General features: G+C 36.9%; 32 protein-coding genes, 1 tRNA gene and 1 other RNA gene. 20 read left to right on the top strand and 14 right to left on the bottom strand.

The window, feature by feature from the left end:
- Positions 1–25 precede the first annotated feature (25 nt).
- Both rpsA and JG537_RS05315 read left to right on the top strand, forming a co-directional pair.
- Positions 26–1,222, top strand: a complete 1,197-nt coding sequence (gene rpsA, locus JG537_RS05320; RefSeq protein WP_132869670.1) for a 30S ribosomal protein S1 — start codon at positions 26–28, stop codon at positions 1,220–1,222.
- Between the two features lie 71 nt (positions 1,223–1,293).
- A tRNA-Arg gene (locus tag JG537_RS05315) sits at positions 1,294–1,365 on the top strand.
- Between the two features lie 196 nt (positions 1,366–1,561).
- Here the strand turns inward: JG537_RS05315 and JG537_RS05310 are convergent.
- The 3 genes from JG537_RS05310 to JG537_RS05300 form a co-directional block, all read right to left on the bottom strand.
- Positions 1,562–2,257: an LrgB family protein gene (locus JG537_RS05310; protein ID WP_132869671.1), complete on the bottom strand. Its 696-nt coding sequence runs from the start codon at positions 2,255–2,257 to the stop codon at positions 1,562–1,564.
- Complete coding sequence (locus JG537_RS05305) at positions 2,250–2,630, bottom strand: CidA/LrgA family protein (RefSeq protein ID WP_039697045.1); 381 nt, start codon at positions 2,628–2,630, stop codon at positions 2,250–2,252. The genes JG537_RS05310 and JG537_RS05305 overlap by 8 nt, the downstream gene beginning before the upstream one ends.
- A 130-nt stretch (positions 2,631–2,760) precedes the next feature.
- On the bottom strand, positions 2,761–3,375 hold the full coding sequence (locus tag JG537_RS05300) for a TVP38/TMEM64 family protein (protein WP_199544186.1): 615 nt from the start codon (positions 3,373–3,375) through the stop codon (positions 2,761–2,763).
- Positions 3,376–3,468: 93 nt separating this feature from the next.
- Here JG537_RS05300 and ssrA point away from each other — a divergent pair.
- Positions 3,469–3,819: a transfer-messenger RNA gene (gene ssrA / locus JG537_RS05295) on the top strand.
- A 140-nt stretch (positions 3,820–3,959) separates the two neighbouring features.
- Here ssrA and JG537_RS05290 read toward each other — a convergent pair.
- From JG537_RS05290 to JG537_RS05280, 3 genes are read right to left on the bottom strand one after another with little or no spacing between them, the layout of a single operon-like run.
- A complete protein-coding gene (locus tag JG537_RS05290) occupies positions 3,960–4,727 on the bottom strand; it encodes an ABC transporter permease (RefSeq protein WP_199544184.1) in 768 nt (255 codons plus the stop codon).
- Positions 4,728–4,736: 9 nt separating this feature from the next.
- The gene (locus JG537_RS05285; RefSeq protein WP_199544182.1) at positions 4,737–5,435 is read right to left on the bottom strand and encodes an ABC transporter ATP-binding protein; all 699 of its coding nucleotides are present in this window, start codon (positions 5,433–5,435) and stop codon (positions 4,737–4,739) included.
- 1 nt (position 5,436) lies between these two features.
- On the bottom strand, positions 5,437–5,805 hold the full coding sequence (locus JG537_RS05280; RefSeq protein ID WP_132869862.1) for a GntR family transcriptional regulator: 369 nt from the start codon (positions 5,803–5,805) through the stop codon (positions 5,437–5,439).
- A 209-nt stretch (positions 5,806–6,014) separates the two neighbouring features.
- Between JG537_RS05280 and JG537_RS05275 the strand changes: the two genes are divergently transcribed.
- The 3 genes from JG537_RS05275 to pyk all read left to right on the top strand — a co-directional run bounded on the left by JG537_RS05275 (position 6,015) and on the right by pyk (position 11,814).
- Complete coding sequence (locus JG537_RS05275) at positions 6,015–9,122, top strand: DNA polymerase III subunit alpha (RefSeq protein WP_199544180.1); 3,108 nt, start codon at positions 6,015–6,017, stop codon at positions 9,120–9,122.
- Between the two features lie 90 nt (positions 9,123–9,212).
- On the top strand, positions 9,213–10,229 hold the full coding sequence (gene pfkA, locus JG537_RS05270; RefSeq protein ID WP_039696988.1) for a 6-phosphofructokinase: 1,017 nt from the start codon (positions 9,213–9,215) through the stop codon (positions 10,227–10,229).
- 82 nt (positions 10,230–10,311) lie between these two features.
- Positions 10,312–11,814 carry a pyruvate kinase gene (gene pyk, locus JG537_RS05265; protein ID WP_199544178.1) on the top strand — a complete coding sequence of 501 codons (1,503 nt, stop codon included), beginning with the start codon at positions 10,312–10,314 and terminating at the stop codon, positions 11,812–11,814.
- A gap of 86 nt (positions 11,815–11,900) precedes the next feature.
- Here pyk and JG537_RS05260 read toward each other — a convergent pair whose 3' ends face one another.
- The 7 genes from JG537_RS05260 to JG537_RS05230 all read right to left on the bottom strand — a co-directional run bounded on the left by JG537_RS05260 (position 11,901) and on the right by JG537_RS05230 (position 16,596).
- Positions 11,901–13,058, bottom strand: a complete 1,158-nt coding sequence (locus JG537_RS05260; protein ID WP_199544175.1) for a tyrosine-type recombinase/integrase — start codon at positions 13,056–13,058, stop codon at positions 11,901–11,903.
- A 129-nt stretch (positions 13,059–13,187) separates the two neighbouring features.
- Positions 13,188–14,189, bottom strand: a complete 1,002-nt coding sequence (locus JG537_RS05255) for an Abi family protein (protein WP_199544174.1) — start codon at positions 14,187–14,189, stop codon at positions 13,188–13,190.
- 104 nt (positions 14,190–14,293) lie between these two features.
- On the bottom strand, positions 14,294–14,665 hold the full coding sequence (locus JG537_RS05250) for a hypothetical protein (RefSeq protein WP_126402479.1): 372 nt from the start codon (positions 14,663–14,665) through the stop codon (positions 14,294–14,296).
- 26 nt (positions 14,666–14,691) lie between these two features.
- Positions 14,692–14,811, bottom strand: coding sequence for a colicin immunity protein (locus tag JG537_RS05245; protein ID WP_199544173.1), 120 nt, complete (start codon positions 14,809–14,811; stop codon positions 14,692–14,694).
- 19 nt (positions 14,812–14,830) lie between these two features.
- Positions 14,831–15,382 (bottom strand): hypothetical protein, encoded by a 552-nt coding sequence (locus JG537_RS05240; protein WP_012961469.1) that lies wholly within the window; start codon positions 15,380–15,382, stop codon positions 14,831–14,833.
- A gap of 55 nt (positions 15,383–15,437) precedes the next feature.
- A complete protein-coding gene (locus JG537_RS05235) occupies positions 15,438–16,199 on the bottom strand; it encodes an ImmA/IrrE family metallo-endopeptidase (protein WP_199544172.1) in 762 nt (253 codons plus the stop codon).
- Positions 16,200–16,209: 10 nt separating this feature from the next.
- Positions 16,210–16,596 carry a helix-turn-helix domain-containing protein gene (locus tag JG537_RS05230; RefSeq protein ID WP_199544165.1) on the bottom strand — a complete coding sequence of 129 codons (387 nt, stop codon included), beginning with the start codon at positions 16,594–16,596 and terminating at the stop codon, positions 16,210–16,212.
- A 301-nt stretch (positions 16,597–16,897) separates the two neighbouring features.
- Between JG537_RS05230 and JG537_RS05225 the strand changes: the two genes are divergently transcribed.
- The 3 genes from JG537_RS05225 to JG537_RS05215 all read left to right on the top strand — a co-directional run bounded on the left by JG537_RS05225 (position 16,898) and on the right by JG537_RS05215 (position 17,599).
- Positions 16,898–17,089: a helix-turn-helix domain-containing protein gene (locus JG537_RS05225; RefSeq protein ID WP_199544162.1), complete on the top strand. Its 192-nt coding sequence runs from the start codon at positions 16,898–16,900 to the stop codon at positions 17,087–17,089.
- A 224-nt stretch (positions 17,090–17,313) separates the two neighbouring features.
- Complete coding sequence (locus JG537_RS05220) at positions 17,314–17,472, top strand: hypothetical protein (RefSeq protein ID WP_199544160.1); 159 nt, start codon at positions 17,314–17,316, stop codon at positions 17,470–17,472.
- Positions 17,459–17,599, top strand: a complete 141-nt coding sequence (locus tag JG537_RS05215) for a hypothetical protein (protein ID WP_186288308.1) — start codon at positions 17,459–17,461, stop codon at positions 17,597–17,599. The genes JG537_RS05220 and JG537_RS05215 overlap by 14 nt, the downstream gene beginning before the upstream one ends.
- Here the strand turns inward: JG537_RS05215 and JG537_RS05210 are convergent.
- Positions 17,579–17,953 carry a DUF2513 domain-containing protein gene (locus JG537_RS05210; RefSeq protein ID WP_144356666.1) on the bottom strand — a complete coding sequence of 125 codons (375 nt, stop codon included), beginning with the start codon at positions 17,951–17,953 and terminating at the stop codon, positions 17,579–17,581. The genes JG537_RS05215 and JG537_RS05210 overlap by 21 nt on opposite strands.
- A 149-nt stretch (positions 17,954–18,102) precedes the next feature.
- On the opposite strand from JG537_RS05210, the gene JG537_RS05205 reads away from it, so the two are divergent.
- The 11 genes from JG537_RS05205 to JG537_RS05155 all read left to right on the top strand — a co-directional run bounded on the left by JG537_RS05205 (position 18,103) and on the right by JG537_RS05155 (position 26,674).
- Entirely contained in the window at positions 18,103–18,414 is a 312-nt protein-coding gene (locus tag JG537_RS05205) for an excisionase (RefSeq protein WP_199544158.1), read from the top strand.
- Positions 18,411–18,599 carry a hypothetical protein gene (locus tag JG537_RS05200; protein WP_126402489.1) on the top strand — a complete coding sequence of 63 codons (189 nt, stop codon included), beginning with the start codon at positions 18,411–18,413 and terminating at the stop codon, positions 18,597–18,599. Before JG537_RS05205 ends, JG537_RS05200 begins: the two co-directional genes overlap by 4 nt.
- Positions 18,580–18,810 (top strand): hypothetical protein, encoded by a 231-nt coding sequence (locus JG537_RS05195; RefSeq protein ID WP_126402490.1) that lies wholly within the window; start codon positions 18,580–18,582, stop codon positions 18,808–18,810. The genes JG537_RS05200 and JG537_RS05195 overlap by 20 nt, the downstream gene beginning before the upstream one ends.
- On the top strand, positions 18,794–20,086 hold the full coding sequence (locus tag JG537_RS05190) for an AAA family ATPase (RefSeq protein WP_199544156.1): 1,293 nt from the start codon (positions 18,794–18,796) through the stop codon (positions 20,084–20,086). Before JG537_RS05195 ends, JG537_RS05190 begins: the two co-directional genes overlap by 17 nt.
- Positions 20,087–20,100: 14 nt before the next feature.
- Positions 20,101–20,436: a hypothetical protein gene (locus tag JG537_RS05185; protein ID WP_199544154.1), complete on the top strand. Its 336-nt coding sequence runs from the start codon at positions 20,101–20,103 to the stop codon at positions 20,434–20,436.
- A complete protein-coding gene (locus tag JG537_RS05180; RefSeq protein ID WP_199544152.1) occupies positions 20,436–21,533 on the top strand; it encodes an ATP-binding protein in 1,098 nt (365 codons plus the stop codon). Before JG537_RS05185 ends, JG537_RS05180 begins: the two co-directional genes overlap by 1 nt.
- 27 nt (positions 21,534–21,560) lie before the next feature.
- Positions 21,561–22,154 (top strand): hypothetical protein, encoded by a 594-nt coding sequence (locus tag JG537_RS05175; protein ID WP_199544150.1) that lies wholly within the window; start codon positions 21,561–21,563, stop codon positions 22,152–22,154.
- Positions 22,155–22,164: 10 nt separating this feature from the next.
- The gene (locus JG537_RS05170; protein ID WP_199544148.1) at positions 22,165–23,748 is read left to right on the top strand and encodes a DEAD/DEAH box helicase; all 1,584 of its coding nucleotides are present in this window, start codon (positions 22,165–22,167) and stop codon (positions 23,746–23,748) included.
- 15 nt (positions 23,749–23,763) lie between these two features.
- Positions 23,764–26,022: an AAA family ATPase gene (locus tag JG537_RS05165; RefSeq protein WP_199544146.1), complete on the top strand. Its 2,259-nt coding sequence runs from the start codon at positions 23,764–23,766 to the stop codon at positions 26,020–26,022.
- Between the two features lie 330 nt (positions 26,023–26,352).
- Positions 26,353–26,508 carry a hypothetical protein gene (locus tag JG537_RS05160; protein ID WP_199544144.1) on the top strand — a complete coding sequence of 52 codons (156 nt, stop codon included), beginning with the start codon at positions 26,353–26,355 and terminating at the stop codon, positions 26,506–26,508.
- 1 nt (position 26,509) lies between these two features.
- The gene (locus JG537_RS05155; RefSeq protein ID WP_199544143.1) at positions 26,510–26,674 is read left to right on the top strand and encodes a hypothetical protein; all 165 of its coding nucleotides are present in this window, start codon (positions 26,510–26,512) and stop codon (positions 26,672–26,674) included.
- The last annotated feature ends 22 nt before the right edge of the window (positions 26,675–26,696 follow it).

The raw sequence follows: 26,696 nt of genomic DNA, 5'->3' as shown, positions 1-26,696 counted from the left end.
AGCTTTTGTTGGAGGATTTTTTAGAATGAATGAATTTGAAGATTTGCTAAACAGTGTTAGCGAAGTAAACCCTGGTGATGTTGTCACTGCGGAAGTTTTAACTGTTGATAATGATCAAGCAAACGTTGTTATCGAAGGAACAGGTGTTGAAGGTGTTCTTACACTTCGTGAATTGACTAACGATCGCAATGCTGATATTAACGATTTCGTTAAAACTGGCGACACAGTTGAAGTACTTGTTCTTCGTCAAGTTGTAGGTAAAGATACTGATACAGTTACTTTCCTTGTCTCTAAAAAACGCTTGGAAGCTCGCAAAGCTTGGGATAAACTTGTTGGTCGCGAAGGCGAAGTTGTTACTGTTAAAGGTACACGCGCTGTTAAAGGTGGTCTTTCAGTTGAATTTGAAGGACTTCGTGGATTCATCCCAGCTTCAATGATCGATACACGTTTTGTACGTAACACTGAAAAATTTGTTGGTCAAGAATTTGAAGCTAAAATCAAAGAAGTTGTTCCAGCTGAAAACCGCTTCATTCTTTCACGTCGTGAAGTAGTTGAAGAAAAAGCTGCTGCAGCTCGTAAAGAAGTCTTCTCTAAACTTGAAGAAGGCGCAATCGTTAAAGGTAAAGTTGCTCGCTTGACAAGCTTCGGTGCTTTCATCGACCTTGGTGGTGTTGACGGACTTGTTCACGTGACTGAATTGTCTCACGAACGTAACGTTTCACCTAAATCAGTTGTTTCAGTTGGTGAAGAAGTTGAAGTTAAAGTTCTTTCAATCGACGAAGAAGCAGGTCGTGTATCACTTTCACTTAAAGCTACAACACCTGGACCATGGGACGGTGTAGAACAAAAACTTGCTGCTGGTGATGTTGTTGATGGTAAAGTTAAACGTTTGACTGACTTCGGTGCTTTCGTTGAAGTATTGCCTGGTATCGATGGACTTGTTCACATTTCACAAATTTCACACAAACGTGTTGAAAATCCAAAAGATGTTCTTTCAGTAGGTCAAGAAGTTAAAGTTAAAGTTCTTGATGTTAACGCTGCTGCAGAACGTGTATCACTTTCAATCAAAGCTCTTGAAGAACGTCCAGCACAAGCTGAAAACGAAGAAAAACGTCAATCACGTCCACGTCGTCCAAAACGTGAAGCTAAACGTGATTACGAACTTCCAGAAACTCAAACTGGATTCTCAATGGCTGACTTGTTTGGCGATATTGAATTGTAATTATAAATGAGAAAAAGACTTACTTTGTAAGTCTTTTCTTTTTACTTCGATGTGGTATAATATAGTAGTTGCCACTCTTAGTGTAATGGATATCACGCAAGATTCCGGTTCTTGAAATAAGGGTTCGATTCCCCTAGAGTGGACTATGTTATCCATTAAAAAGAAGCCTTAATGGCTTCTTTTTGTTATCTCTGAATGGTCCATATAGGACTTGTTTTTAACCTTCGTGAACACTTTGCTTAAATCTTTGTTAAACGCTTATGTAGCCTGCTTATAGCATAATATTGCTACTCAAAAAGCCTGTACAATCAAATGTTACAGGTTTTTTGAGTATGTTGATTATTTCAAAATGATTTGCGCAACGATTGGACTGATAATGACGTAAGTGATTCCGGTAATGCCAATTGCAAGACCTCCCATAGCACCTTCGACTAGTCCATATTTTAGAGCAGTTCCAGTACCAATAGCGTGTCCTGTTCCTCCGAGACTAAGCCCGATAGCAACTGGATCTTCGATTTTTAAGAGTTTTAAAAAAACTGGTCCAAGAACACTGGTTAAAATTCCAGTAATGACAACGACAACAAGTGTTACGGTTGTGATTCCACCCATTTTTTCAGTAATGCCTACAGCCATAGCGGTTGTTACTGATTTAGGGAATAATGAAATAGCTAAGAAATATTTGATACCAAAAGTTTTTGCGACAAATGCGGTAAACGTTGTGTTAACGATACAAGCAGCAAGAATCCCAGTTAAGATACTTCTGATGTGATGTTTCATCAAGTGGAATGAACGATAAAGTGGAATTCCAAGTGCTACAGTTGAAGGGACAATCAGTGTGTTAAGATAGCTTCCGCCAATATAATAATCATGATATGAAATTTTAGTAACCTTCAAAAAGAGAATAATAAAAAAGGTTGCTAAGAGTAAAGGTGTAGTAATAGGGTGTGGAAAGCGTCTATAAATTAGCATGCCCATAAGGTATGCTAGGATTGATAGCATGATACCAAAGATAGGGTTAGTAAGAATATCAGTCATGATGACCTCCTTTATCAACGTAGTCACCTTCAAATCGTGTTTTGATGAATTGAACAACAAAACCAATGGTAGCGACATTTAAGAAGATGGCTACTAGAATAATAATGGTGATAGGAAGTAAATAATCTTTGATGTCATTGAATCTATCCATGATTCCGACAGCTGCAGGTAAAAAGAGAATGGTCATATTATTGAGCAAGAAATTTCCGACCACGTCAATATGCCTCAGACGAATGACTTTGAATTCCAGGGCAAGAAAAAGTAGCACTAACCCAATAATGCTACCAGGAACAGGTAAATTGAGTAAATTAGAAATCGCCTCCCCAATAAATGAAAAGATGAGAATAATCATAAATTGAACGTATAACTTCATTAGTAAACTCCTTCGTTATAAGTCTACTACTATGTAAGAAATTTTCAATACTGTGAAAATGTTTACATGAAATTTTTTTGAAAAAATTACAGTCAGAAATCAATAAGAAAAAGCTGAGCAAGGCTCAAGCTTAGTGTTGTAATATCAATTTTAGAATGTTTCCTCCAAAAATCCAGATATAACTATAAGAAATAATTGAAATCGGCTTAGCTAATAGGATAATGAACGTGAAACGTTTTAATGAAATTCTGGATAATCCTGTTATCATAACAACGACATCGGCTGGGGAAATTGGTGATAACATACAGATAATGAAGAAGTTTTCGTAATTTTGGGTATCAAGTTTAGCTTCGTATTTATAGAAGGTCTCTTCGTCAATAAACAGTAAGATAAACTTACGTCCGTATAGCCTAACAAGGATAAATAGTATGATACTACCAATGACAATGCCAAAGTAGTTATAAAAGAAGGCAAGTATCGGATCAAAAATTAAAAACCCTGCAACTGTTGTGACGCCACCTGGAATAACTGGGAAAACGACTTGGAAAATTTGCACAAAGATAAAAACTAGCGGTCCACAAATGCTATGTTCATTAACAAAATCCTTGAGTGCATTGCTATCGTTTAATATTCCTAAATGGTAGAACCAGATGACTAGTACAAAAGTTCCTATTAAGGCTAGAATTCCTAGAAACTTAATTAGTCGCTGCCAAAAGGCATAATGGTCAAACATCTTCATTTTCATAACTCTTATCATATCATAAGAATTTCTTTTTTGCTATTTTAAACATTATTTGCTATAATAACAAACGTAGCTTTTGACTACTTTATAATTTCTGGGGTCGTTACGGATTCGACAGGCATTATGAGGTACATTCTGCGACTCATCGGCAGATGTAAAAATGCCAGTTAAATATAACTGCAAAAAATACAAATTCTTACGCTGTAGCTGCCTAAAAACCAGCTCGCGTGATCTCTACAGAATTGCTTGTGTTTTGCTAGAGGTTTCATTGATTAGCAAGCTACGTTTAACTATTGCCTAGCTAGTTAAAAAGAGATTAATAGGCTCGCTTAATCTAGGTTTGAGTTATGTATCGAGCTTAAGTTAAATAAAAGACATAACCTATGGTTGTAGACGAATGTATTGGCAGGTGTTTGGACGTGGGTTCGACTCCCACCGGCTCCATCAAAGCTTTTTATAGTTTAGCAAAGTTACGCAAAACGTTGATATATCAACGTTTTTTATTTTTTTGCTTTCCCTAGTTTTGCCTTTTTGGGAGACCCAAAAGGAAACACAAAAACCACCAGATTCTGGTGGTTTTTTTAATACTATTGAATATTAATTTTGTTTTTCAAGAGGTAATGAGTAGCAAAGTAGAAGATGATACCTTCGATGAGCGATTCTATGGTAGTGAAGGTTAGATACTCGCTACTGATACCATTATGAGTTAGATTGCCACCTGTTAGTTCAGAAATGGTAATCACTGCAATGTTTAAACCAAAGTAAATGATGAAGGCCATAAGAGCGCGTCGGTTGGTAAATAATTGTCCAATTGTAATGGCAAGATAAACCATTAATGTACCAGATAAGGTTGAAACAATTAGTGCGAGTAATAAAATCAACCAGCTTTTAAGCGTTAGCATTTTTCCAATTTGTGGAAGAAAGGCTAAGAAGTGACCGATTCCTGATACTGGCAAGACAAGTAGTGTAATACCAAATGCCACAACTAAAGTATTAAAGGCAATCCAAATCAATGATGCAATAAGTTTTGATAAGATAATTTGGTGTGTTGATACCGGCAAGGTTAGGGTCAAGTAACCTTCGCGTCCGAAAAGATTTTTGTAAAAACGACGGACGATGATAACCCAAGTAGCAATCCAAGCACCTGCTACTAGAACACCAAAAATAATTGCTAAAAGAATTGGAAATAGCTGTGCAAAGTTATGAGCACTAATGTCAGAATGATTTTCAGCGTATTCTGTCAGTGATCTAATGCTAAAGCCAAGGAAAAATGAGATGGCGATAATCGAAGCATTAAGTGCAAAATACCATTTTCCAACTGATTTAAGTTCGTATTTTAAAAGTTTCGAAAACATAATTCCTCCCTAAGCTTTATAAGTCTCACGGAAGAGTGAATCAATGGATTGACCGTGCTCTTCACGAATATCATCCGTATTTCCTTGTAAAATAATTTTTCCGTCTTTAAGGAAAATGATTTCATCAAGAATTGGTTCGATTTCTGAGATTAGATGCGTTGAAATAATGACAGAAGCATCCTCACAGTAATTGTTGATGATTGTGCGTAAAATGTAGTCACGTGCAGCTGGGTCAACGCCACCGATTGGCTCATCAAGGACGTAGAGTTTGGCTTGTCGACTCATAACTAAAATTAATTGCACTTTTTCTTTGTTACCTTTTGATAGATTTTTGAGAATATCATCAGGATTAAGATTTAAATCATTTAAAAGGTGTTCAGCTTTTTCACGTGAAAAGTCTTCATAAAAATCTTCGAAAAAAGTGAGTGCATCCTTGATTTTCATATCTTCTCTGAGATAAGAGGTATCTGGGAGATATGAAATGATTTTTTTAGTGTCGATTGACGGACGATAGCCATCAATAACGATTTCTCCAGTTGTTGGGTGAAGAAGCCCATTGATTAGTTTTATAAGTGTTGTTTTCCCGCTACCGTTTGGACCAAGTAATCCAATAATTTTTCCGGCAGGTAAGCAAAGCGTCACATCATCAACAGCTACATGTTTTTTGTATTTTTTGGTAACGTGATGTAGTTGGAGTAATTGACTCATCCTATTTTTTCTCCTTAATATACGATTCTAGTGTTGTCACAATATCGTCGATTTCAAATCCTATTTTTTGCATGTTGCAAACGAATGATTGAAGTTCAGCCTCGGCAACTTCGCGACGTTTTTGCATGATTAAATCAGTATCGTCTGTAACAAAACGTCCAGATGTTCGTTGAGAATAGACCATGCCTTCACGTTCTAATTCTGAAAAAGCACGTTGCATAGTGTTGGGATTGACACCGGCTTCTTCGGCTAATTCGCGAACGGTTGGGAGTTGGTCACCGCTTTTTATCTCTTGGCTGATGATTTGCATTTTAATATGTTGTGCAATTTGGACGTAAATAGGTGATTTTTCATCAAATTTCCAGGACATACGATAACCCCTTTCTATTAAAAATTTAAAGAAGTCTTATGTTGTATTAATTAGAAGAAGTCTTGTACTAAATAAATGGTACAGAAATAAGTTTGAAATGTCAAGGAATCAATCGTTAAGTCCTCTTATTTTGCTTTAAATCGAAATGAGCTTTCATTTTAGTGTATAATAGATGAAGAAGTATATCAAAAAAGAAAGGAGAGCTTTTTATGTTTGCCCAATTAGATACCAAATCAGTCTATTCTTTTATGGATAGTTTAATTGACTTAGAGGGCTATGTCAAAGAAGCCAAAGCATTAGGCTACCAGACCATTGGGATTATGGACAAAGATAATCTCTATGCCGCCTTTCATTTTATTACAAAAGCTAAAGAAAATGGTTTGCATCCTGTTTTAGGTCTTGAAATAAGTCTTAACATACAGGATAATTTTGCGTTATCCATGTATTTGATTGCCCGTGATACAATTGGATATAAAAACTTGATGAAAGTGTCTAGTCGTCAAATGACTTCTGGCATTCAGTTAGAGGACCTTAAAGACTATTTATCAGGTTTAGCTGTTATTGTGCCTTATTTTGACGGAGTAGAGGCTTTATCTCTTCCTTTTGATTATTTTATTGGAGTAGATATCCACGCAGAAGAAAAAGCTTATGACAAGCCTCTGATTCCTTTACATACGGTTCGTTACTTCAATACTGAGGAAGTCGAGACGCTTCATATGCTTCATGCCATTCGCGATAACATTAGTTTAAAGGATGCTTCCCCTGCACCTCAAGGTCAGCACTTAATGGCATGTGACATTTTAACACAAGCTTTTCAGCAGAAATTTCCACAGGCATTAGATAATTTAGAAAAGCTTGTTTCTTCCATTCATTATGAATTTAATAGTGAATTGAAATTACCACGTTTTAATCGACAAAAGCCAGCCCAAGAAGAATTGGTCGAATTGACTGAGGCAGGACTTAAGGCTAAAAATCTTTGGTTACCAGAATATCAAGAACGTTTAAGCAAAGAATTATCTGTCATTCATAAAATGGGATTTGATGATTATTTCCTTATTGTCTGGGATTTACTTCGTTTTGGTCGTAGTCGTGGCTACTACATGGGGATGGGACGTGGTTCTGCTGCTGGAAGTTTAGTGTCATATGCACTTGATATCACAGGAATTGATCCTGTTAAAAACAATCTTCTTTTTGAACGTTTCTTGAATGAAGAACGATACAGCATGCCCGATATTGATATTGATCTTCCGGATGTTTATCGTAGCGAGTTTCTCCACTATGTTCGCAATCGATATGGTAGCCTTCATTCAGCTCAGATTGTAACTTTTTCAACTTTTGGTGCGAAGCAGGCTATCCGCGATGTTTTTAAACGTTTTGGTGCCCCAGAGCATGAACTGACAAATATCACAAAGAAAATTGGTTTCAAAGATAATTTGACATCAGTTTATGAAAAAAATCTAGCCTTTCGTCAAATTATTAATGCTAAGATTGAATATCAAAAAGCTTTTGCTATTGCTAAGCGGATAGAAGGGAATCCTCGTCAGACCTCTATCCATGCAGCTGGTGTTGTGATGAGTGATGATAATTTGACTGAGCATATTCCTTTAAAAGCTGGGGAAGACATGATGATTACCCAGTATGATGCTCAAGCGGTTGAAGCAAACGGTCTTCTTAAAATGGACTTTCTTGGCTTACGAAACCTTACGTTTGTGCAACGCATGCAAGAAAAAGTGGCTAAAGATTATGGCATTAACATTGATATCAAGTCTATTGATTTAGAGGATCAGAAGACGCTTGCTTTATTTGCTGCTGGAAAAACTAAGGGAATTTTCCAATTTGAGCAACCAGGAGCTATTAATCTCCTGAAACGAATTAAGCCACAAAAATTTGAAGATATTGTAGCGACAACAAGTTTAAATCGTCCAGGGGCTAGCGATTATACGGAAAACTTCATCAAGCGTCGATTTGGACAAGAAGCAGTGGATTTGATTGATCCTTTGGTAGCGCCAATTTTAGCGCCAACCTATGGAATTATGCTTTATCAAGAGCAGGTCATGCAGATTGCTCAAGTTTATGCTGGTTTTACACTTGGTAAAGCTGATTTGCTACGTCGGGCTATGTCGAAGAAAAAGGCAGAAGACATGCAAAAAATGGAAAGCGAATTTCTAAAAGGAGCACAAGAATTAGGGCGTCCCATTGAGACTGCTAAGGACCTATTTTCACGAATGGCTAAATTTGCTGGCTATGGTTTTAATAGAAGTCACGCGTTTGCTTATTCAGCGTTAGCGTTTCAATTGGCCTACTTTAAGGCACATTATCCAGCTGTTTTCTACGATGTCATGCTTAACTATTCAAGTGCTGACTATATTACAGATGCTATGGAATCTGAATTCCGCATTAAGAAGATTGATATCAATACTGTGCCTTACAATGATAAAATATCTGACGGTCAAATTTATCTTGGATTGAAGAATTTGCGCGCTCTTTCTCGTGACTTGTGTTACTGGATTATTGATAATCGACCTTTTTCAAGTATTGAAGACTTTTTAACAAAATTACCTGAAAACTATCAGAAGAAGGAGCTGATAACCCCTTTGGTGGAAATCGGTGCATTTGATTCTTTTGAAAAAAATCGCAGGAAAATCATTGAAAATCTTGAGTCACTCTTTATCTTTGTCAACGAGTTAGGTAGCTTATTTGCCGAAAACTCTTATAGCTGGATTGATGTTGAAGATTTTCCTAATGCTGAAAAATATCGACAAGAGCAGGGTTTATTAGGAGTGGGAATCAGTCCCCATCCTCTTCTTGAAATTGGAAAGAAATCCTCTGTTGCGTTCACAGCTTTGGCTGATTTACATGAAAATACCGAAGCGACTATCCTTATAGAGTTATCTCAGATTCGTGTGATTAGAACCAAAACAAAGGGTGAGCAAATGGCCTTTCTAAATGTGACTGATACGCAGAAAAAATTTGATGTCACCTTGTTCCCAGAAGTTTTTGCGCGCTATAAAGAAATGCTACAAGAAGGCCGTTTCTATTATTTGACAGGTAAAATTCAAAATCGCAACAATCGTTTGCAAATGATTTTAAATTATGTACAAGAAGCAAGTAGTGAACGCTTGTGGTTATTGTTGCCAAATCATTTACACGATGCTCAAGTATCAGATATCTTGTCAGAGTATCCTGGAAATATTCCTGTTATTTTGCATTATCAAGATAGTAAGCAAACCTTACAGAGCCAGAGACATCTTGTTAAAAAGGATAGCGAGCTTTTACAGGCTTTGAAACCATATACGGTGAAAACGATTTATCAATAAAAATTTAGTAAAAATAAAATAAAGTAAAGCTTTTTACAAAGTAATGTGCTATAATAAGAACGTTAGATTAATAAAAGGAGTATTAGCAAAATGAAACGTATTGCTGTTTTGACTAGTGGCGGCGACGCTCCTGGTATGAATGCTGCTGTTCGTGCAGTTGTTCGTAAAGCAATTAAAGAAGGAATGGAAGTCTTCGGAATCAACCGCGGTTATGCTGGTATGGTCGATGGCGACATTTTCCCATTGGACGCTCAAAGTGTTTCAAACATTTTGTCACGTGGTGGTACTTTCCTTCAATCAGCTCGTTACCCTGAGTTTGCAACTCTTGAAGGACAACTTGCTGGTATCGAACAACTTAAAAAACACGGTATCGAAGGTGTCGTTGTTATCGGTGGTGACGGTTCTTATCACGGTGCTATGCGCTTGACAGAACACGGATTCCCAGCAGTTGGTATCCCAGGTACAATCGATAACGATATCGCTGGTACAGATTACACTCTTGGGTTTGATACAGCTGTAAACACAGCTATGGAAGCTCTTGATAAAATCCGTGATACATCTTACAGTCACAAACGTACATTCGTTGTTGAAGTAATGGGACGTAACGCTGGTGATATCGCTCTTTGGGCAGGTATTGCTGCAGGTGCTGACCAAATCATTATTCCTGAAGAAGAATATGACATCAACGATGTTGTTGCAAAAGTTAAAGATGGTTACGAAAACAAAGGTAAAGAACGTCACCTTATCGTTCTTGCTGAAGGTGTAATGCATGCTGAAAAATTTGCAGAGTTGATGAAAGAAGCTGGTGACACTAGCGACCTTCGTGCAACTAACCTTGGTCACATCCTTCGTGGTGGTGCACCATCACCTCGTGATCGTGTTCTTGCTTCTTGGATGGGTGCTCACGCTGTTGAATTGCTTCAACAAGGTCGTGGTGGACTTGCTGTTGGTATCCACAACGAAGAATTAGTAGAAAGCCCAATTCTTGGTACTAAAGAAGAAGGTGCTCTATTCTCATTGGCAGAAGATGGTAGCATTATCGTTAACATGCCACACAAAGCACGTCTTGACTTTGCTCAATTAAATCGAGACATTGCTCATTTATAATAGTATAGTATTTATAGATTAAAAATTATTGTTATTAATAGTCGTTCATTCGGCTTAAAAATAAAGGGAGTTTCATATTATCATGAATAAACGCGTAAAAATCGTTGCAACACTTGGTCCTGCGGTTGAAATCCGTGGCGGTAAAAAATTTGGTGAAGATGGATATTGGGGTGAAAGCCTTGATGTTGAAGCATCAGCACAAAAAATCGCTCAATTGATTAAAGAAGGTGCAAACGTCTTCCGTTTCAACTTCTCACACGGTGACCACGCCGAACAAGGTGAACGTATGGCTACTGTACGTCGTGCAGAAGAAATTGCTGGTCAAAAAGTTGGTTTCCTTCTTGACACTAAAGGTCCTGAAATCCGTACTGAACTTTTTGAAGGCGACGCTAAAGAATATTCATACAAAACTGGTGAACAAATCCGTGTTGCTACAAAACAAGGTATCAAATCAACTCGCGATGTTATCGCTTTGAACGTTGCCGGTGCTCTTGACATCTACGATGATGTTGAAGTTGGTAAACAAGTTCTTGTTGACGATGGTAAACTTGGTCTTCGTGTTGTTTCTAAAGACGATGCAACTCGTGAATTTGTTGTTGAAGTTGAAAACGATGGTATTATCGCTAAACAAAAAGGTGTAAACATTCCTTACACTAAAATCCCATTCCCAGCTCTTGCTGAACGTGATAACGCTGATATCCGTTTTGGTCTTGAACAAGGTCTTAACTTCATCGCTATCTCATTCGTACGTACTGCAAAAGACGTTGAAGAAGTTCGTGCAATCTGTGAAGAAACTGGTAACGGTCACGTTCGTTTGTTTGCTAAAATCGAAAACCAACAAGGTATCGAAAACATCGACGAAATCATCGAAGCTGCTGATGGTATCATGATTGCTCGTGGTGATATGGGTATTGAAGTTCCATTTGAAATGGTTCCAGTTTACCAAAAAATGATCATCACTAAAGTTAACGCAGCTGGTAAAGCAGTTATCACAGCAACAAACATGCTTGAATCTATGACTGAAAAACCACGTGCAACTCGTTCAGAAGTATCTGACGTCTTCAACGCTGTTATCGATGGTACAGATGCTACAATGCTTTCTGGTGAATCTGCAAATGGTAAATATCCAGTTGAAGCTGTTCGTGCAATGGCTACAATCGATAAAAACGCTCAAACTCTTCTTAACGAATACGGACGTCTTGATTCATCATCATTCGCTCGTACTTCTAAAACAGAAGTTGTGGCTTCAGCAGTTAAAGACGCAACAAGCTCAATGGATATCAAACTTGTAGTTGCTCTTACTGAATCTGGTAACACTGCTCGTCTTATCTCTAAATACCGTCCAGATGCTGACATCTTGGCTGTAACATTTGACGAAAAAACTCAAAAATCACTTATGATTAACTGGGGTGTTATTCCAGTTGTAACTGAAAAACCTGCATCAACTGATGACATGTTTGAAGTTGCTGAAAAAGCTGCTCTTGAATCTGGATTGGTTCAATCAGGTGATAACATCGTTATCGTCGCTGGTGTTCCTGTTGGTTCAGGTGGTACAAACACAATGCGTATCCGCACTGTAAAATAATTGAATAATAAAAAAGCCTATCATATCAAGCTTTAACGCCTGTGTGATAGGGCTTTTTTTATGCTGTGGGGCATTTTTGGGGCACGCTACAGACATAATTCATCTATTACATCAACAACTTTGTCTTTCATCTTGTTTGTGACGTGCGTATAAATTTTTATTGTAGTCTCGCTGTCCTCGTGTCCAACTCGGTCCATAATTGCTTTTAGCGGTACACCTTTTTCGGCTAAATAGCTGACAAGTGTGTGTCTAAAGATGTGTGAGCTAATCGGTTTATTGATCGGATGTTCAAGACGTTGGTTAGCAGCTTTAATGGATTCATTAAATGAATTGCGTTGAATAGGAACACCACGATTTGTTACGAAGATGTAGCTACGGTCCATGGTTATCCAGTTAGGATTTAAGCTTTTATTTAAGTCACGAATCTTAATAGCTTCATCTAATATTTCTGATTCACGTTTTGATAACTTATTGCTACGATAGCCAGCAGGTGTTTTGGGTGGTTCTTTTTTTGCTTTCTTGTACCCTTGGACACTGTCTAAAGTGCCAAAAATATCTACAAAATTATTGTCTTTACGGTAGTTAATATCTTCTAATGCAACGACTTCACCAATACGTGCACCATCTAAAAATAGAAATTCGGCAATCAGTGAATTCAAGTAAGTCCGTTTCGTGCGTCGTAATTCATTAATTAATGGAATAAGTTCTGTTTCAATTTCCAGATACTTGTTCTTGATTTTTTCGTAATCTTCAATAGTTAGCACCTTTTTAGGAAGTTTAGCTTGTCGTGCTGGGTTAGTTTTAATGTGGTTAAGAGACACGGCATAATCAAACGATTGATTCAATATTGATTTAACACGTTCAAGTCTTGGTCTTGATAATTCAAGACCGTTTATAAATTGTTGAACATAATAAGTATCTATTTTAGATATTTTGACATCAATACCAAAATTTTCTCTCACATACTGAACATTACTTTTTAGCGAGCTTATAGAAGTGCGCCTAAGTTCTTTTTGATGGAATTTCCACCAGTTGTTTAAAACATCAGTGTATAAAACTTCGCTTGAATTTAGCTCTTGTAAGATTGCAGCAATTTTTTCATCAAGTATTTTTTGAGCTTGTTTTCTTATGCGAGGAGTATCTTTTTCCATCAATACAGACGCTTTCTTCCACTTGCCTGTATATGGATCTCTGTATCTTTCGACAAAATTAATTTTTCCACTTTTATGATTTTCTGACCACATTTGTTTTTACCTCATTTCTATGTTAAAATGGGTATAGTAAAGAGGCCTACTGCATGCAGGTTTTTACTATACATTTCATTATCTCTACACTCAAAGTTTGGCGACAGGGAGTGTAGGGATTTTTGTTTTTTAATTACTGAATTTAATATTATATATTTCTGAAAGTCTATCTAAAAAGTTGTTAGGGATATGTAACGTCTGGAATATATTTCCTTTTGGACTAATTATTAGTGTTTCGTCTAAATAATTAAGTAACACTGCTTTTAAGTCGAAAATATATTGTTGAAAAAGAATAGGATCGTTTGTCAGAATTGCTAGAACTAACATAACTGCAAACAAATCTTTTTGACCAATTCCAGATAGATATTCTGATTCTGTAAGAATTTTGTTGTTTATTGACTTTAATAATATATTTTTACTTAATTCATGGCTTACGTTCGATAGAAAAGTACGATTTCCATGTGCAATGTTATTCCTATATTCTTGAAGAAGACTAATTGCTGATACAAAAAGTTCTTTTCTTTCTTCATCATCATTTAAATTAGTTAAACGTAAAAAATCATTTGAAATTTCCGTTTTTATGTTATCTTCAGATATCTTATACCAGTTTATTACAGTTCCAAAATAGAGTGCATTTACAGAAATCCAAGGTGGAATACAATCGTGTTTTTCTCTATAATGCTGTACTGAGGCACTATTTTTATTACTCTTTATCTGATTTTTAATATTTTCAATTTCATTTTTTCGATCCAGTAAACCACGGCTTGTATATTTTTTAAAATCTAAATACTGCTCTTCTAAAATTCCATATTTTCTAGCTACAATATATGCTAATTTGGTTTTTAATGCTTTTTCGATATAGATTATATATTTAAATAATAAGTTGTTTAGACTATTATCAATTAAAGCAATCCGATGAAGTTGTTCGAAGGTAACTACATCGGAAAATCTTTCTAACTTCATTTCCTCATCATAATAAACACCAAAAATATCTTTATAGCCATTTACAATCCCGTAATAAGACATAGTTTTTAAAATCTCTAATACAAAATCATCATCAGCAACCAATATCCGCTTATCTTTAATTCTTTTTAGTTGTTGTCTATATGTTAAAAATGGTTTATCACTCACAAAAAGAAAACCTCCTTTCTTAAGATAGAAAGGAGGTTATTCCTAGTCGCATCAGCAACCATTTAATTCCTTAATATCTTATCATAAATAACTATGTGTGTCAATTAAATAAGTTTTACTAAATCTCCAATTACGATACTAGGATTTTTAGGAGAGATTTTTGTTATCTCATTTTTATTTACGACCAGTGGACCATTTGACATGAAAGTAGTGCCTGTTAAATTTTTTGCTAGAGAAAAAGCATTCCCCTCTTTCAAATGTTTTGCAATGGCAAAATTAGGATAAACTTCTGTAACAATTAATTCAGCCTTTTTAAAATCGTATCTTCCTAATTCTGTACCGTCCAAATCGTTGATAGTAGGTCCAGGCTCAAAAATTATAATTTTGTCATTCAATTGTACATCTGTTGCCCCAGCATTAATTACGACTGTAAACTCATCTAGTATTTTTATAACTTTAGTTTCTTTTTTTTTCATATTATTATTCCGTCCTTCCCTCTCTACTATTCTTTCCTATTCTCCTCAATCCATTTTTCGATTTTTTCTAATTGTTCATCAGTTAATGGATTCTTATCGATATGTTCAAGTAGTTCTTGAACAAGTCCCCTAAAATGGTTAGTCATAAATCTTTATTCCCCATATTTAAGCATTATGCGCAATGACATCTAAAGCCCCAATAATACGCTGAGCGTTTTCAATCGCTTCTTTGTATTCTTTAGATGTATTTTTTACAGGTTTTCTAAGAAGGTCGATAAAGACAACAGGTTTGCTAAAGTCGTTTGAAGTAACACGAATGGTCATGTTTAATATTTTAGTTGTCGTTTTTCGCTTAGCAGTAACACCACCAGCAATAGCGCCTAAGCCACCGAAAACAGCACCAGCAACAAGTGCTTGACCAACACCACCAGACACAACAGCTTGGTCATTAATGATTAAATCATAAGATACTAAATCTTCAAATGAGTACCAGTCAGTATCGTTTTTATCTTTTTTAACCATACCTGGTATAAGAGCTAGTCCACCTGTTCCCATAACAGCCCCAACTTTACCAATGGCTTTAGCTGTACCACCTACAAGACTTGAACCTTTAGCTTTATTCGCTCCATGGATTCGATATACCTTGTTAGCTCTATCAATTTCCAAAGGTCCGATTTTGTCAGTACGTTTATAACCGTTATTGTCTAAAAATCCCATTTTCTTTTTCCTCCTGTATCAACTTTTAGTATGTTCTATTATTGTTATCGCTTTATCAAAATACAATTGATTGAATTGTGGAATTGTAACCATTTCGATAATCCAATACTATTTGAACTGCTTCTTGGATAGGAATGCAGTAGTTATAGACTAAAAAATTCTTTAAACGGTTCATGATTGCTGCACCAGACATATAATTTTCTCTGATTAAATCATTGAAATTTTTACCATTTAAAATACTATTTTTTAGTCTCTCATCATTTAGCAAGAACAGAGAAGCGAGTGTGTTAGCTTCGTCTTCAATTGGTTGCAATTCTTTTGGATAATTTCCAGTAGAAATGTCGGACACATTGGACATCATAGAAGCGTACATGCGTTGACTTTTGCTACCTTCGAAATGTGCAAATATATGACTTAATTCATGTAGAATCGAAAACATAACACGGCCTAAAATAGGTCTTTGGTTAATATAGACAACGTATCTATCTGAATAGTCATAAGTCATAGTTACACCAGATAAAGAGTCACAAAATTCTTTAGGTACAAATTTTATTTTGCAGTTATTGACTATACCCTTGTATTTTATATTTTCTCTAGTAGCTTGACGTCCGCCAATATCTCTAAAATATTCTTCGTATTGATCAACATCAAGAAAAACAAATAAAATATTGTATTTTCTTTCAAAATAATCAATAACGTGTCTGCTAGTGATTGTAGATAATGGCAAATTAAAATAATGGCTAATTTCAGCTAAGAAAAGATTAGCTTTATGCTGATAACTATAGTAATCAGCGGAATTGATAAAACGATATTCCAAATAAAAACACCTACTTCCAGTTTGAATCGTCTTCAATAAGACTGCGTGCTGTTTGCATTAAACCTGAAAGAGCGTTATTAAAACGTTCTTTTTCCAAATCTGTCATATTTTCTGTTTCCTTACGGAACATGACAAGTGCTTGTTCTTCTATCTTATTATTAGTAGAAGTAGTAGCATTTTCAGATGTAGCTACATAAGGGATTTTTGTCCTTCCTAATAAATAATCAGTAGATACATTGAAATAATCTGCAATTACATTTAGCTTTTCAGGTTTTGGTGAGCTGTTTCTCCAAGAATAAAGTGAATTTCTAGAGAAACCAACTCTTTCTTCTAAAGTATTTATAGAAATACCTTGTTTTTTACATAGTTCTTTAACTATATCAAATGTTGGAAACATTAATTTATCAACCTTTCTAGGGTATGACAAAAAATATTTTTAAAAAACTTTGTAAAAATCCTTGACAATTTTTAAAGAGTTCTGTAAAATATTTTTTGTAAGTAAGAAACAACTAAAAAAACAACCAACCAAATAAGTCTTTATAAAATGCTTTGGCGAGCTAGGAATATTGATTTATAGGCGTTCTTTAGTATACCTTGATTTTATAAAACTCTTTAAAAAATGTCAAGCGTTATATAAAGAAAAGTTTAAAAAATAGTTGTTTCTTGTTTACAGTTATTTAAATAAGGGAGGAAAAAAGATGCCTGATATTGCAAACGGACGCAAAAAAATTTGTGACTTCTTAAAAGAAAACAATATCAAAAAAACAGCTTTAGCAGCTGCTTATGGCATGAGTCGACAAGAAGTTACTAATATTTTAAGTGGCTCAACTCGTGGCCTGAAAGCTAATCAATTTATCTTACGAGTTATTGAAGATTACAAAATTGATTAAAATTTAAAATTCTCTCAGCTAGTAGTTACAGCTCTAGCAAGTCAGTATTCTCTTTATTTTAATATTTACACATTTAAGCAGTTATTAATTCATTCATGGTCTCCTATATAAATATCTATCAAAAATTATGTATTTCCTCCAAAAATACATGACATTATCACAGAGACTTGCTAGAGCTATAACTGCTAGTTGAGAGCAGTAGAACACAAAAGAAAGGAGCAAACATGAAACCAAAACGTTATCCGTATTGCGGACAAAAAAAGCAACCTGATAAACAGATTGCAAAGTTGGAAAGTAAATTAACAATGTATGCAACAGGTATTTCGATTTTAGCCTCACGCATAAATGTTATTGAAAGGAACAGCGATTATGGAAAAGATTGAAATTAGAGAAGGCAAAATTTTTCTATCTGGCAATGAAGTTTCTGGTGTTGAAAAATTCAAACTAAAAAGCACAGCCAAGAATGGCTTTGCAGAAGTATATTTAAAGTTACTTGTTAAATTGTCCTGATATCAAATTGGAGATAACTTGAGCCGCAATGTCTTTTAAAACATCTAATGATGATGAGCCTACCTTATTAGCTATTTCTTTAGTTTTATTCCAATTATTATCTTGTCTAATGTTATTGACGAATTGATGTCCATACGGTGACAAGTCTTGAATGATGAAACCACCAAAATAGTGAGTTACTTTTAAAAATAATCCACTATGTTCGCATTGCCTGACGTGATAAAGGATCTCTTCTTTAGAATATTTTGGAGTTAAATTTTTATATATGATTTCCTCTTCGACATCATTAGAGTAAGTTGCGTTTTCTTCAACAACTAAAAGAATATCGCGAATACAATCAGCATTTAATTTCATAGTGATTCTCCAATCATTTTATTTTAATTATATCAAATAATCGGAAGGACGGTGCATGTATTTTGGACACAAAAAAAGCGACTGACGGAAATCAGTCACTAACAAAAATTAACTTATCTAAATTATAGCATATTTAAAAGGAGCACGCTATGCCAAAGGTCGAAATAACTTACAAGGCTGTCGGTGTTAACGAAGATGCTGAATGGGGCGATTATGACCATCTCATGCAACGTTGGGAAGGCTTAAGTAAGCCGGTCGCTAAGCAATGGGCAGCAGAAATGCGTGAACATCCAGATTTCAACAGGTACATTGACAATCCAACGCATAAAATAGTCTTTATCAATTATGAAGGTTTTGCACTGTTCGTAAAGTGGAAATCACGTAACAGATATTTATCAAAGAAAGAAACATTAGCTGAAATGCTAAAGAACATGAAATTAGAAACAGGAGTTTTAACATGACATATTTAATCGTAGCAGTAGCGATTTTAGGATTAACTGAAGTACTTACATTGACTTTACTTAAACGACGTAATGAAGACATTCGCTATTATCGCAGCGAAGATTACAAAAACCACATCTTCACAGAACGAGCACGTAGCAATAGTCAAAAATGGAGTCAAGCACATGATGCAGGAAATCATTAATGAAAACACATTTTTGAGAGATGAAAACAGACGTCTAAATAATGAACTGACTAAACATTACTTTGCGACTGTAGCAAAAGCAAATTTATTAGACATCATTATCGAAGAAGGCTACATTTTACAATCAACTCTTGAAAAATGTATTGATCAACTCGATGAAGTTGACCAGCTAGAAATTAGAAAGGCTATGGTAAATGGTAACGATCAATAAATTAGAAATTGAAAATGTCAAGCGTATTAAAGCTGTCAAAATCGAACCGTCTGCAACTGGTTTAACAGTGATTGGTGGAAATAATAATCAAGGCAAGACAAGTGTGTTAGATTCGATTGCTTGGGCATTAGGTGGTAACAAATACAAACCAAGTAAAGCAGAGCGTGAGGGTTCAATGGTACCGCCAACATTAAAAGTGACACTCTCAAATGGTCTTATCGTTGAACGTAAAGGTAAGAATAGCTCGCTTAAGGTGATTGACCCAAACGGCCAAAAAGCAGGGCAACAGTTACTTGACAGCTTTGTAGAAGAATTGGCTATCAATCTTCCTAAATTCATGGACAGCACGCCAAAAGACAAGGCTAACACGCTTTTACAAATCATTGGTGTTGGTGACCAGTTAGCTGAATTGGAGCTGCAAGAAAAGGAAATTTACAACCAGCGTCATGCGATTGGTGTGATTGCTGACCAAAAGGAGAAGTTCGCCAAAGAGCAGCCATACTATCCAGATGCACCAAAAGAGCTTGTCAGTATTTCAGACCTTATCCAACAGCAACAAGCCATTTTAGCTAAGAATGGTGAGAATGCTCGTAAACGTCAGAATGTGACGATTATCCAACAAAACTACAGCTTTAAACAACAAGAAGTTGATGAACTTAAGAAGAAACTTAGAGTGGCTGAACAGCAATTGGATCAGCTAACAGAAGACTTGCAAATTGCACAGACTGACGCTATGGACTTGCATGATGAGTCAACAGCTGAAATTGAAGAAAACATTGCACGCATCGACGAAACTAACAGACGTGTTCGCGCTAACCTGGATAAAGATAAAGCGGAAGAAGACGCTAAACAGCAACGTGAACAATACAACCAATTGACTAACAAAATTGAAGCTGTTCGTCAGCAAAAAGCAGACTTGCTAACTAACGCAGACTTGCCGCTTGAAGGCTTGTCAGTCTCTGACGGTAAGCTTCTATATCAAGGTCAAGAGTGGGATAACATGAGCGGTTCACAGCAACTCATGGTGGCTACTGCGATTGTCCGCAAGCTCAAACCAGAATGTGGCTTTGTTCTGATTGACAAATTGGAACAAATGGACCAAATCACACTCGAACAGTTCGGTGCTTGGTTAGAACAAGAAGGCTTACAAGCTATTGCCACTCGCGTATCAACTGGTGAAGAGTGTGCTGTCATTATCGAAGATGGCTATTCAGTCGTCAACGAAACGCATCAAGCACCAGTTACAAAACCAACATTTACAGCAGGAACATTTTAAAAAGGAGAAAAACAATGAAACAAACTGAAACATTTATCGTCTTTCGTGATAAGGAAAGCGGTCGTTTTCTAAACGAGTATAAAAACAACGAAGATGTTCTATCATTCGCAGCAGGCTATAAAAAAGAAATTCAACCAGCACTTTTTATCCCTGAAAGATATTTTGAAAAAGATAAAGAAAAATACGACGGTTTACTACAAGCTCTTGGAGCAGAACCGCTTAAAGTTGAAGCAGAATACACGCTCACAACATTAGACGGTGAAGAACCAGAAGAAATCAAAGTGAGCAGTCAAAGTAAAGCTGAAATGCTGTTTGATGCACTTGGCGATATTTTCGGAGGTGATGATTAATGCAAATTACAAAAGGAAAACGCGCACGAGCTCAAAAAGTAGTCGTCTATGGTCCTGAAGGTATTGGTAAGTCAACCTTTGCGTCACAATTCCCAGAAGCAGTATTCATTGATACTGAAGGATCAACCGACAACATGGACGTTTCACGCTTAGATAAACCGTCAAGCTATACCATGTTAAAAAATGAAATTGCATGGGTCAAAGCTAACCCTACTTGCTGCAAGACACTTATCATTGACACGATTGACTGGGCAGAAAGTTTAATAGTAGATGATATCTGCGCACTGCATCAGAAAAAAGGTATTGAAGATTTTGGCTATGGTAACGGTTATGTTTACGTCAAAGAAGAGTTAGGACGTTTTTTGAACAGTTTATCAGAGCTTGTAGATTTAGGTATCAATATTGTGTTAACAGCACATGCTCAAATTCGTAAGTTTGAACAGCCTGATGAAATGGGTTCTTATGACCGTTGGGAATTGAAACTTGGCAAAAAGACAAGTTCACAAACTGCACCACTCGTTAAAGAATGGGCTGATATGGTTTTGTTTGCAAATTATAAAACAGTCGTAATGACTGCTGATAACAAAAAGAAAAAAGCTACTGGTGGTCAGCGTGTTCTGTACACGCAACATCACCCAGCATGGGATGCTAAGAACCGTCACAACTTGCCAGAGGAAATGCCGTTTGATTATGCAGGCATTGCACACATCTTCAATCAAGTACCTGCGCCTGCACAAACACAGCCGCAACAAACTGTGCCAGAACCTACTCCACAAGCTCCAGTGCAGGAACAGACACCAACCGTTGAACCAGTTCCACAAGCTCAACCAGAAGTACCTGAAAGCTTGACACAGCCTGCACCAGAACGTCAGCCATACCAAGAACCTAACTTAGCTTTACCACAAGCTTTGCGTGATTTGATGATTCAAAACCAAGTCACAGAGCTTGAAGTTCAAAAGGCAGTAGCTCAAAAAGGTTACTATCCAGAAAATACACCAGTAGTGATGTATGATCCTGGATTTATCGACGGCGTGCTTATTGGCGCTTGGGAACAAGTCTTTAGTATGATTAAAGACAATCGTATCTTACCATTTTAATAATTAACAGAAAGAGGAAAAATTAACATGACACAATTTAACAACAACTTTGATCACGAACTTGGATGGGATGATGAAATCGTAACGGACGCGAAAGAATTCGTACAGCTCACACCTGGTGATTATCAATTTACAGTAACTAACCTTGAACGTGGACGCCACACGCCAAACCCACAAAATCCAGGAAAACTTCCAGCATGTAATAAAGCAACACTTACCCTTCAAATTGAAACAGCAGAAGGTATTGCACAATTGACACACAATCTATTCTTGCATACATCAACTGAAGGTATGTTGTCAGCATTCTTTGGTTCTATTGGTCAAAAGAAACATGGTGAGCCACTTCGAATGAATTGGAACAGCGTGGTTGGTGCAAAAGGTGTTTGTCGAGTAAACAAACGACAAGGTACTGGTCAATATGCAGACCGTGAATATGACAATGTTAAAGCAATGATTTATGCAGATGAAGTCGATTGGACTAAAGTATTGAATGCAAATGTGCAAAGTCAACCACAGCAACCTACATATCAACAACCAATGCAACCAACAGCACCTCAACAATACCCACAACAACCACAAGCGCCACAACAACCTGCAGGTTTTCAAGCTGGGCAATTTTAAGAGGTAGCTAATGAAGCTTAGAAAATATCAAGAAGAAGCCCGCGAAGCTGTTCAGCGTGAGTGGGAAGAGGGTAGAAAACGCACACTGCTCGTTCTTCCTACAGGCTGCGGTAAGACTATCGTATTTTCTAAGATTATTGAAGACCGTGTGAGAAAGGGCGAGCGCGTGCTTGTCCTGGCACATAGGTCAGAACTCTTAGAACAAGCTAGCGATAAATTAAAAACCGCTACAGGCTTAGGAACAGCACTAGAAAAAGCAGAAAGCACATCAATTGGTTCATGGTTCCGTGTTGTTGTTGGTTCAGTCCAAACAATGCAACGTGAGAAACGACTTAGCCAATTCCCACCAGATTATTTTGACACGATTGTGATTGATGAAGCACATCACGCTATATCAGATGGTTATCAACGAGTATTGCAACATTTTGAAGATGCCAATGTTTTAGGTGTTACAGCTACCCCAGACAGAGGAGACAAAAAGAATTTAGGTAAGTTCTTTGACTCTCTCGCTTATGAGTATTCGATTGTGGACGCTATCAAATCTGGTTATTTATCAAAGATTACAGCAGTTACTATACCGTTAACATTGGACCTATCAAGCGTCAGTCAACAAGCTGGTGATTTCAAAGCTAGTGAAGTTGGAACAGCGTTAGATCCATATCTAGAACAAATCGCAGATGAAATGGTTAAGCAATGCGCAGACCGCAAAACAGTTGTGTTCTTGCCACTTGTCAAAACGTCTAAGAAATTTCGTGACATTTTAAATAAGAAAGGTTTTAAAGCTGCTGAAGTTAACGGTGAGTCAGAAGACCGTGCAGAGGTCTTAGAAGATTTTGATAAAGGCAAATACAATGTTCTTTGTAATTCCATGTTACTAACTGAAGGCTGGGACTGCCCAAGCGTTGACTGTGTGGTGGTATTAAGACCGACAAAAGTCAGGGCACTGTACAGCCAAATGGTTGGGCGTGGTACACGATTAGCTGAAGGTAAAGATAATTTATTGATTTTAGATTTCCTTTGGCACACCGAACGTCATGAGCTATGCAGGCCAGCGCATCTAATCACAGATAGTCCTGAAGTGGCTAAGAAGATGGTTGAAAACATGGCTGAACAGACTAACCAACAATTTGAATTGCTGGAAGCTGAAGAAACAGCAAGCAAGGATGTTGTGGCTGAACGTGAAGAGGCACTTGCTAAGCAGTTGTCAGAAATGCGTAAGCGTAAACGTCGTTTAGTTGACCCATTGCAATTTGAAATGTCTATCCAAGCTGAAGATTTAGCAGACTACGTGCCAGCTTTCGGAATTGAGATGACACCACCAACAGACAAACAACTTAAAGCATTAGAGAAGTATGGCATCTTCACAGATGACATTGGTAACTTTGGTAAAGCTAGCAAGTTGTTAGACCGACTTAAGAAACGTCAAACAGAAGGACTTACAACACCTAAACAGATTCGTCTGTTGGAACGTTACGGTTTTAAAAACGTTGGTATGTGGACATTTGACAGCGCAAGTAGCTTAATTAATCGCATTGCAGCAAATGGTTGGCGCGTTCCTCGTGGTATTCGACCAGCGGAATTTAAACCAGAATAATAAGAAAGGAGAGAAATGCTAGATAAAGATTTTGATTTATTACCTTTACTAGATTATATAGACCCGTCAACGTTGTCTTATCAAGACTGGGTAAATGTTGGTTTTGCACTTAAACACGAAGGCTACACGGCTATGGACTGGGATAACTGGTCACAAGCTGATACACGTTATAAACGTGGGGAGTGTTTCAAAAAATGGGATACTTTCAACGAAGAAGCAGGCAGTGTCGTAACAGGAGCCACAATCACACAATTAGCAAAAGATAACGGTTGGCAACCTGCGTCAAGTGGTCGTGGTGATTTCCACGAGCTAGATTGGGAAGATACCATTGACCGTGACTATCAAATCGTTGATAAGAACTGGATTGAATCAAAAGAAATCAGAGAGCCACTTAATTGGCAACCTGCACAAGATTTGATTAGATATCTAGAAACCTTGTTTGACTCAACGGATTTGGTTGGCTACGTAACAGCAACTTATCCAATTGAAACAGACAATGGTACGATTTACAAACCAACGCAAGGTAACTTTGATAGGACCGCTGGTGAGCTTATCCAGTTGCTACAAAAGACACCTGACGACATCGGCGCTGTTTTTGGTGACTATAAGGAAGAAGCAGGTGCGTGGATTCGATTCAATCCGCTTGATGGTAAAGGTGTAAAAAATGATAATGTCACTGAATATCGTTATGCTTTGGTCGAATCAGATACATTAGACATTGGTAAGCAATACGCACTGTTTAAAGAACTAGAGTTACCAATTGCAACGCTTGTTCATTCTGGTAAAAAATCACTGCACGCAGTCGTGAAAGTAGATGCGCGTGATTATCAAGAATATAGGAAACGTGTAGATTACATCTATCAAATCTGTAAAAAAAATGGTCTTGATATTGACACGCAAAACCGTAATCCTAGCCGTCTATCACGCATGCCTGGTGTCACACGAAACGGACACAAGCAGTTCTTAATTGATACGAATATCGGTAAAGCAAACTACGACGAATGGTACCAATGGGTCGAAGATTTAAATGACGACTTACCAGACCCAGAAGGGCTGTTAGACAGCTGGGATGACATGCCAGACTTAGCACCTGAGCTTATTCACGGGATTTTGCGACAAGGGCACAAGATGTTGATTGCTGGTCCGTCAAAAGCTGGTAAGTCATTCGCATTGATTGAGTTATCAATTGCCATAGCAGAGGGTAGCAAATGGTTAGGTTGGCAATGTGAACAAGGACGTGTCTTATATGTCAACTTAGAACTTGATAGACCGTCAGCGCTGCACCGTTTCAAAGATGTGTACGCAGCTATGGGACTTCAAGCAAACAACGTCCAAAACATTGACGTTTGGAACTTGCGTGGTAAGACCGTTCCAATGGATAAATTGGCACCTAAGTTGATTCGACGTTCACTTAAAAAGAACTATCAAGCTGTTATCATCGACCCAATCTATAAAGTGTTGACTGGTGACGAAAACAGCGCGGACCAAATGGCGCACTTTACTAATCAGTTTGACAAGGTTGCTACTGAGTTAGGCTGTTCAGTCATCTACTGTCACCACCACAGTAAAGGTGCACAAGGTGGTAAGAAATCAATGGACCGTGCCAGTGGTTCGGGAGTGTTTGCGCGTGACCCAGACGCACTTATTGACTTAGTAGAACTTGATTTGACTGAAACTATCATCAAACAACGCACTGATGAGGCAAAATGCGAAGTGTTCAAGCGTGCTATTCAGGAACGCAACTTAGATTATTATCAACATGAAATCACGCTTGATGACATGCATAGCGTCGCACAGATGAGCAAACATTTTGATAAAGCAATTGATGACATCATGATCAGAAAACCATATCTGCATGAAATTCAAAAAGTTGAGCATTCAATTAAAATCGCTACAGCATGGCGCGTTGAAGGTACACTTCGTGAGTTTGCGAAGTTCTCACCGCTCAACATGTGGTTCAGCTATCCAGTTCACAACGTGGATACAACAGGCGTTCTTGCAGATATTCAGTTGGAAGATAGTAAGCCTGCATGGCAAAAAGCTAAGGATAGTAGAAAGTCTAAAAAAGAAAAGCTCAAAGAGCGACAAGAAAAATTAGAAACGGCTTATAGTGTATTATCTGATGGTTCGACTCCAGTAACTCAAAAAGAATTAGCTGAGTATTTGGACACTACAGAGAGAACTGTGCTGAATTATGTAAAAGAACATGAAGGGTTTATTGCTCAAAAAGGAATAATTTATCAAGTTGCTAAGGTAGAAAAAAACGAAAAATAACGTTTTTTTCAAAAACTGCATTTTACGAAAGAAAGAAAAAAACATGTTGAAAACAACATGAAAGAGTATGTTATTTTCGTTTCTTGGTACGAAAAATAACGTTTTTTTCAAAAATTTCTTACTAGGAAAAAAACGAGAAAAAAACATGTTATTTTCCGGAAGAAAACAAGTTATAACTCTTCCAGAGTTATTAAAAGTGTTTTTCCTTCGTCAAAAGTCAAAGAGAAAAGGAAAAGGGGCTGTAAGCTCTGCCCCTTTATCCTTTGTCTCATCTTTGACAAAGCGCGTGAAAAACAATTGTAAATCAAAATGGAAAAATGAGGTATAAAAATGATTACAACACAAACAACACTTGCAGAAATTTTTAAAATAATGACAGATAGTAATGCAGATACTATCAATATTGATTTTGACGTTGATGATGTTCCTGTACGTTTGAAAATTAAATTAACAGCGCGTGGTTATGAAGCGGAGTGGAAAGAATAAAATGGAAACATTACAAGAACAATTATTAGAACCACAGCTCGACATTGGTAAAGCAGTTCTTGAAAGCATGATAGAAATCTATTTTAGAGACGGTGTTATGAAAGGTGTTGTTGTTCCAGCTACCTTTCAGGATAAAGAATTTGAAATTGAGGTGAGGTTAAAATAATGAACACATTGATATGTGTACT

It is taken from the genome of Streptococcus vicugnae (assembly GCF_016461705.1).
Lineage (GTDB): Bacteria > Bacillota > Bacilli > Lactobacillales > Streptococcaceae > Streptococcus > Streptococcus vicugnae.
Note: the sequence above shows the minus strand (reverse complement) of the source record. Positions and strands in the feature narration are given on the sequence as shown.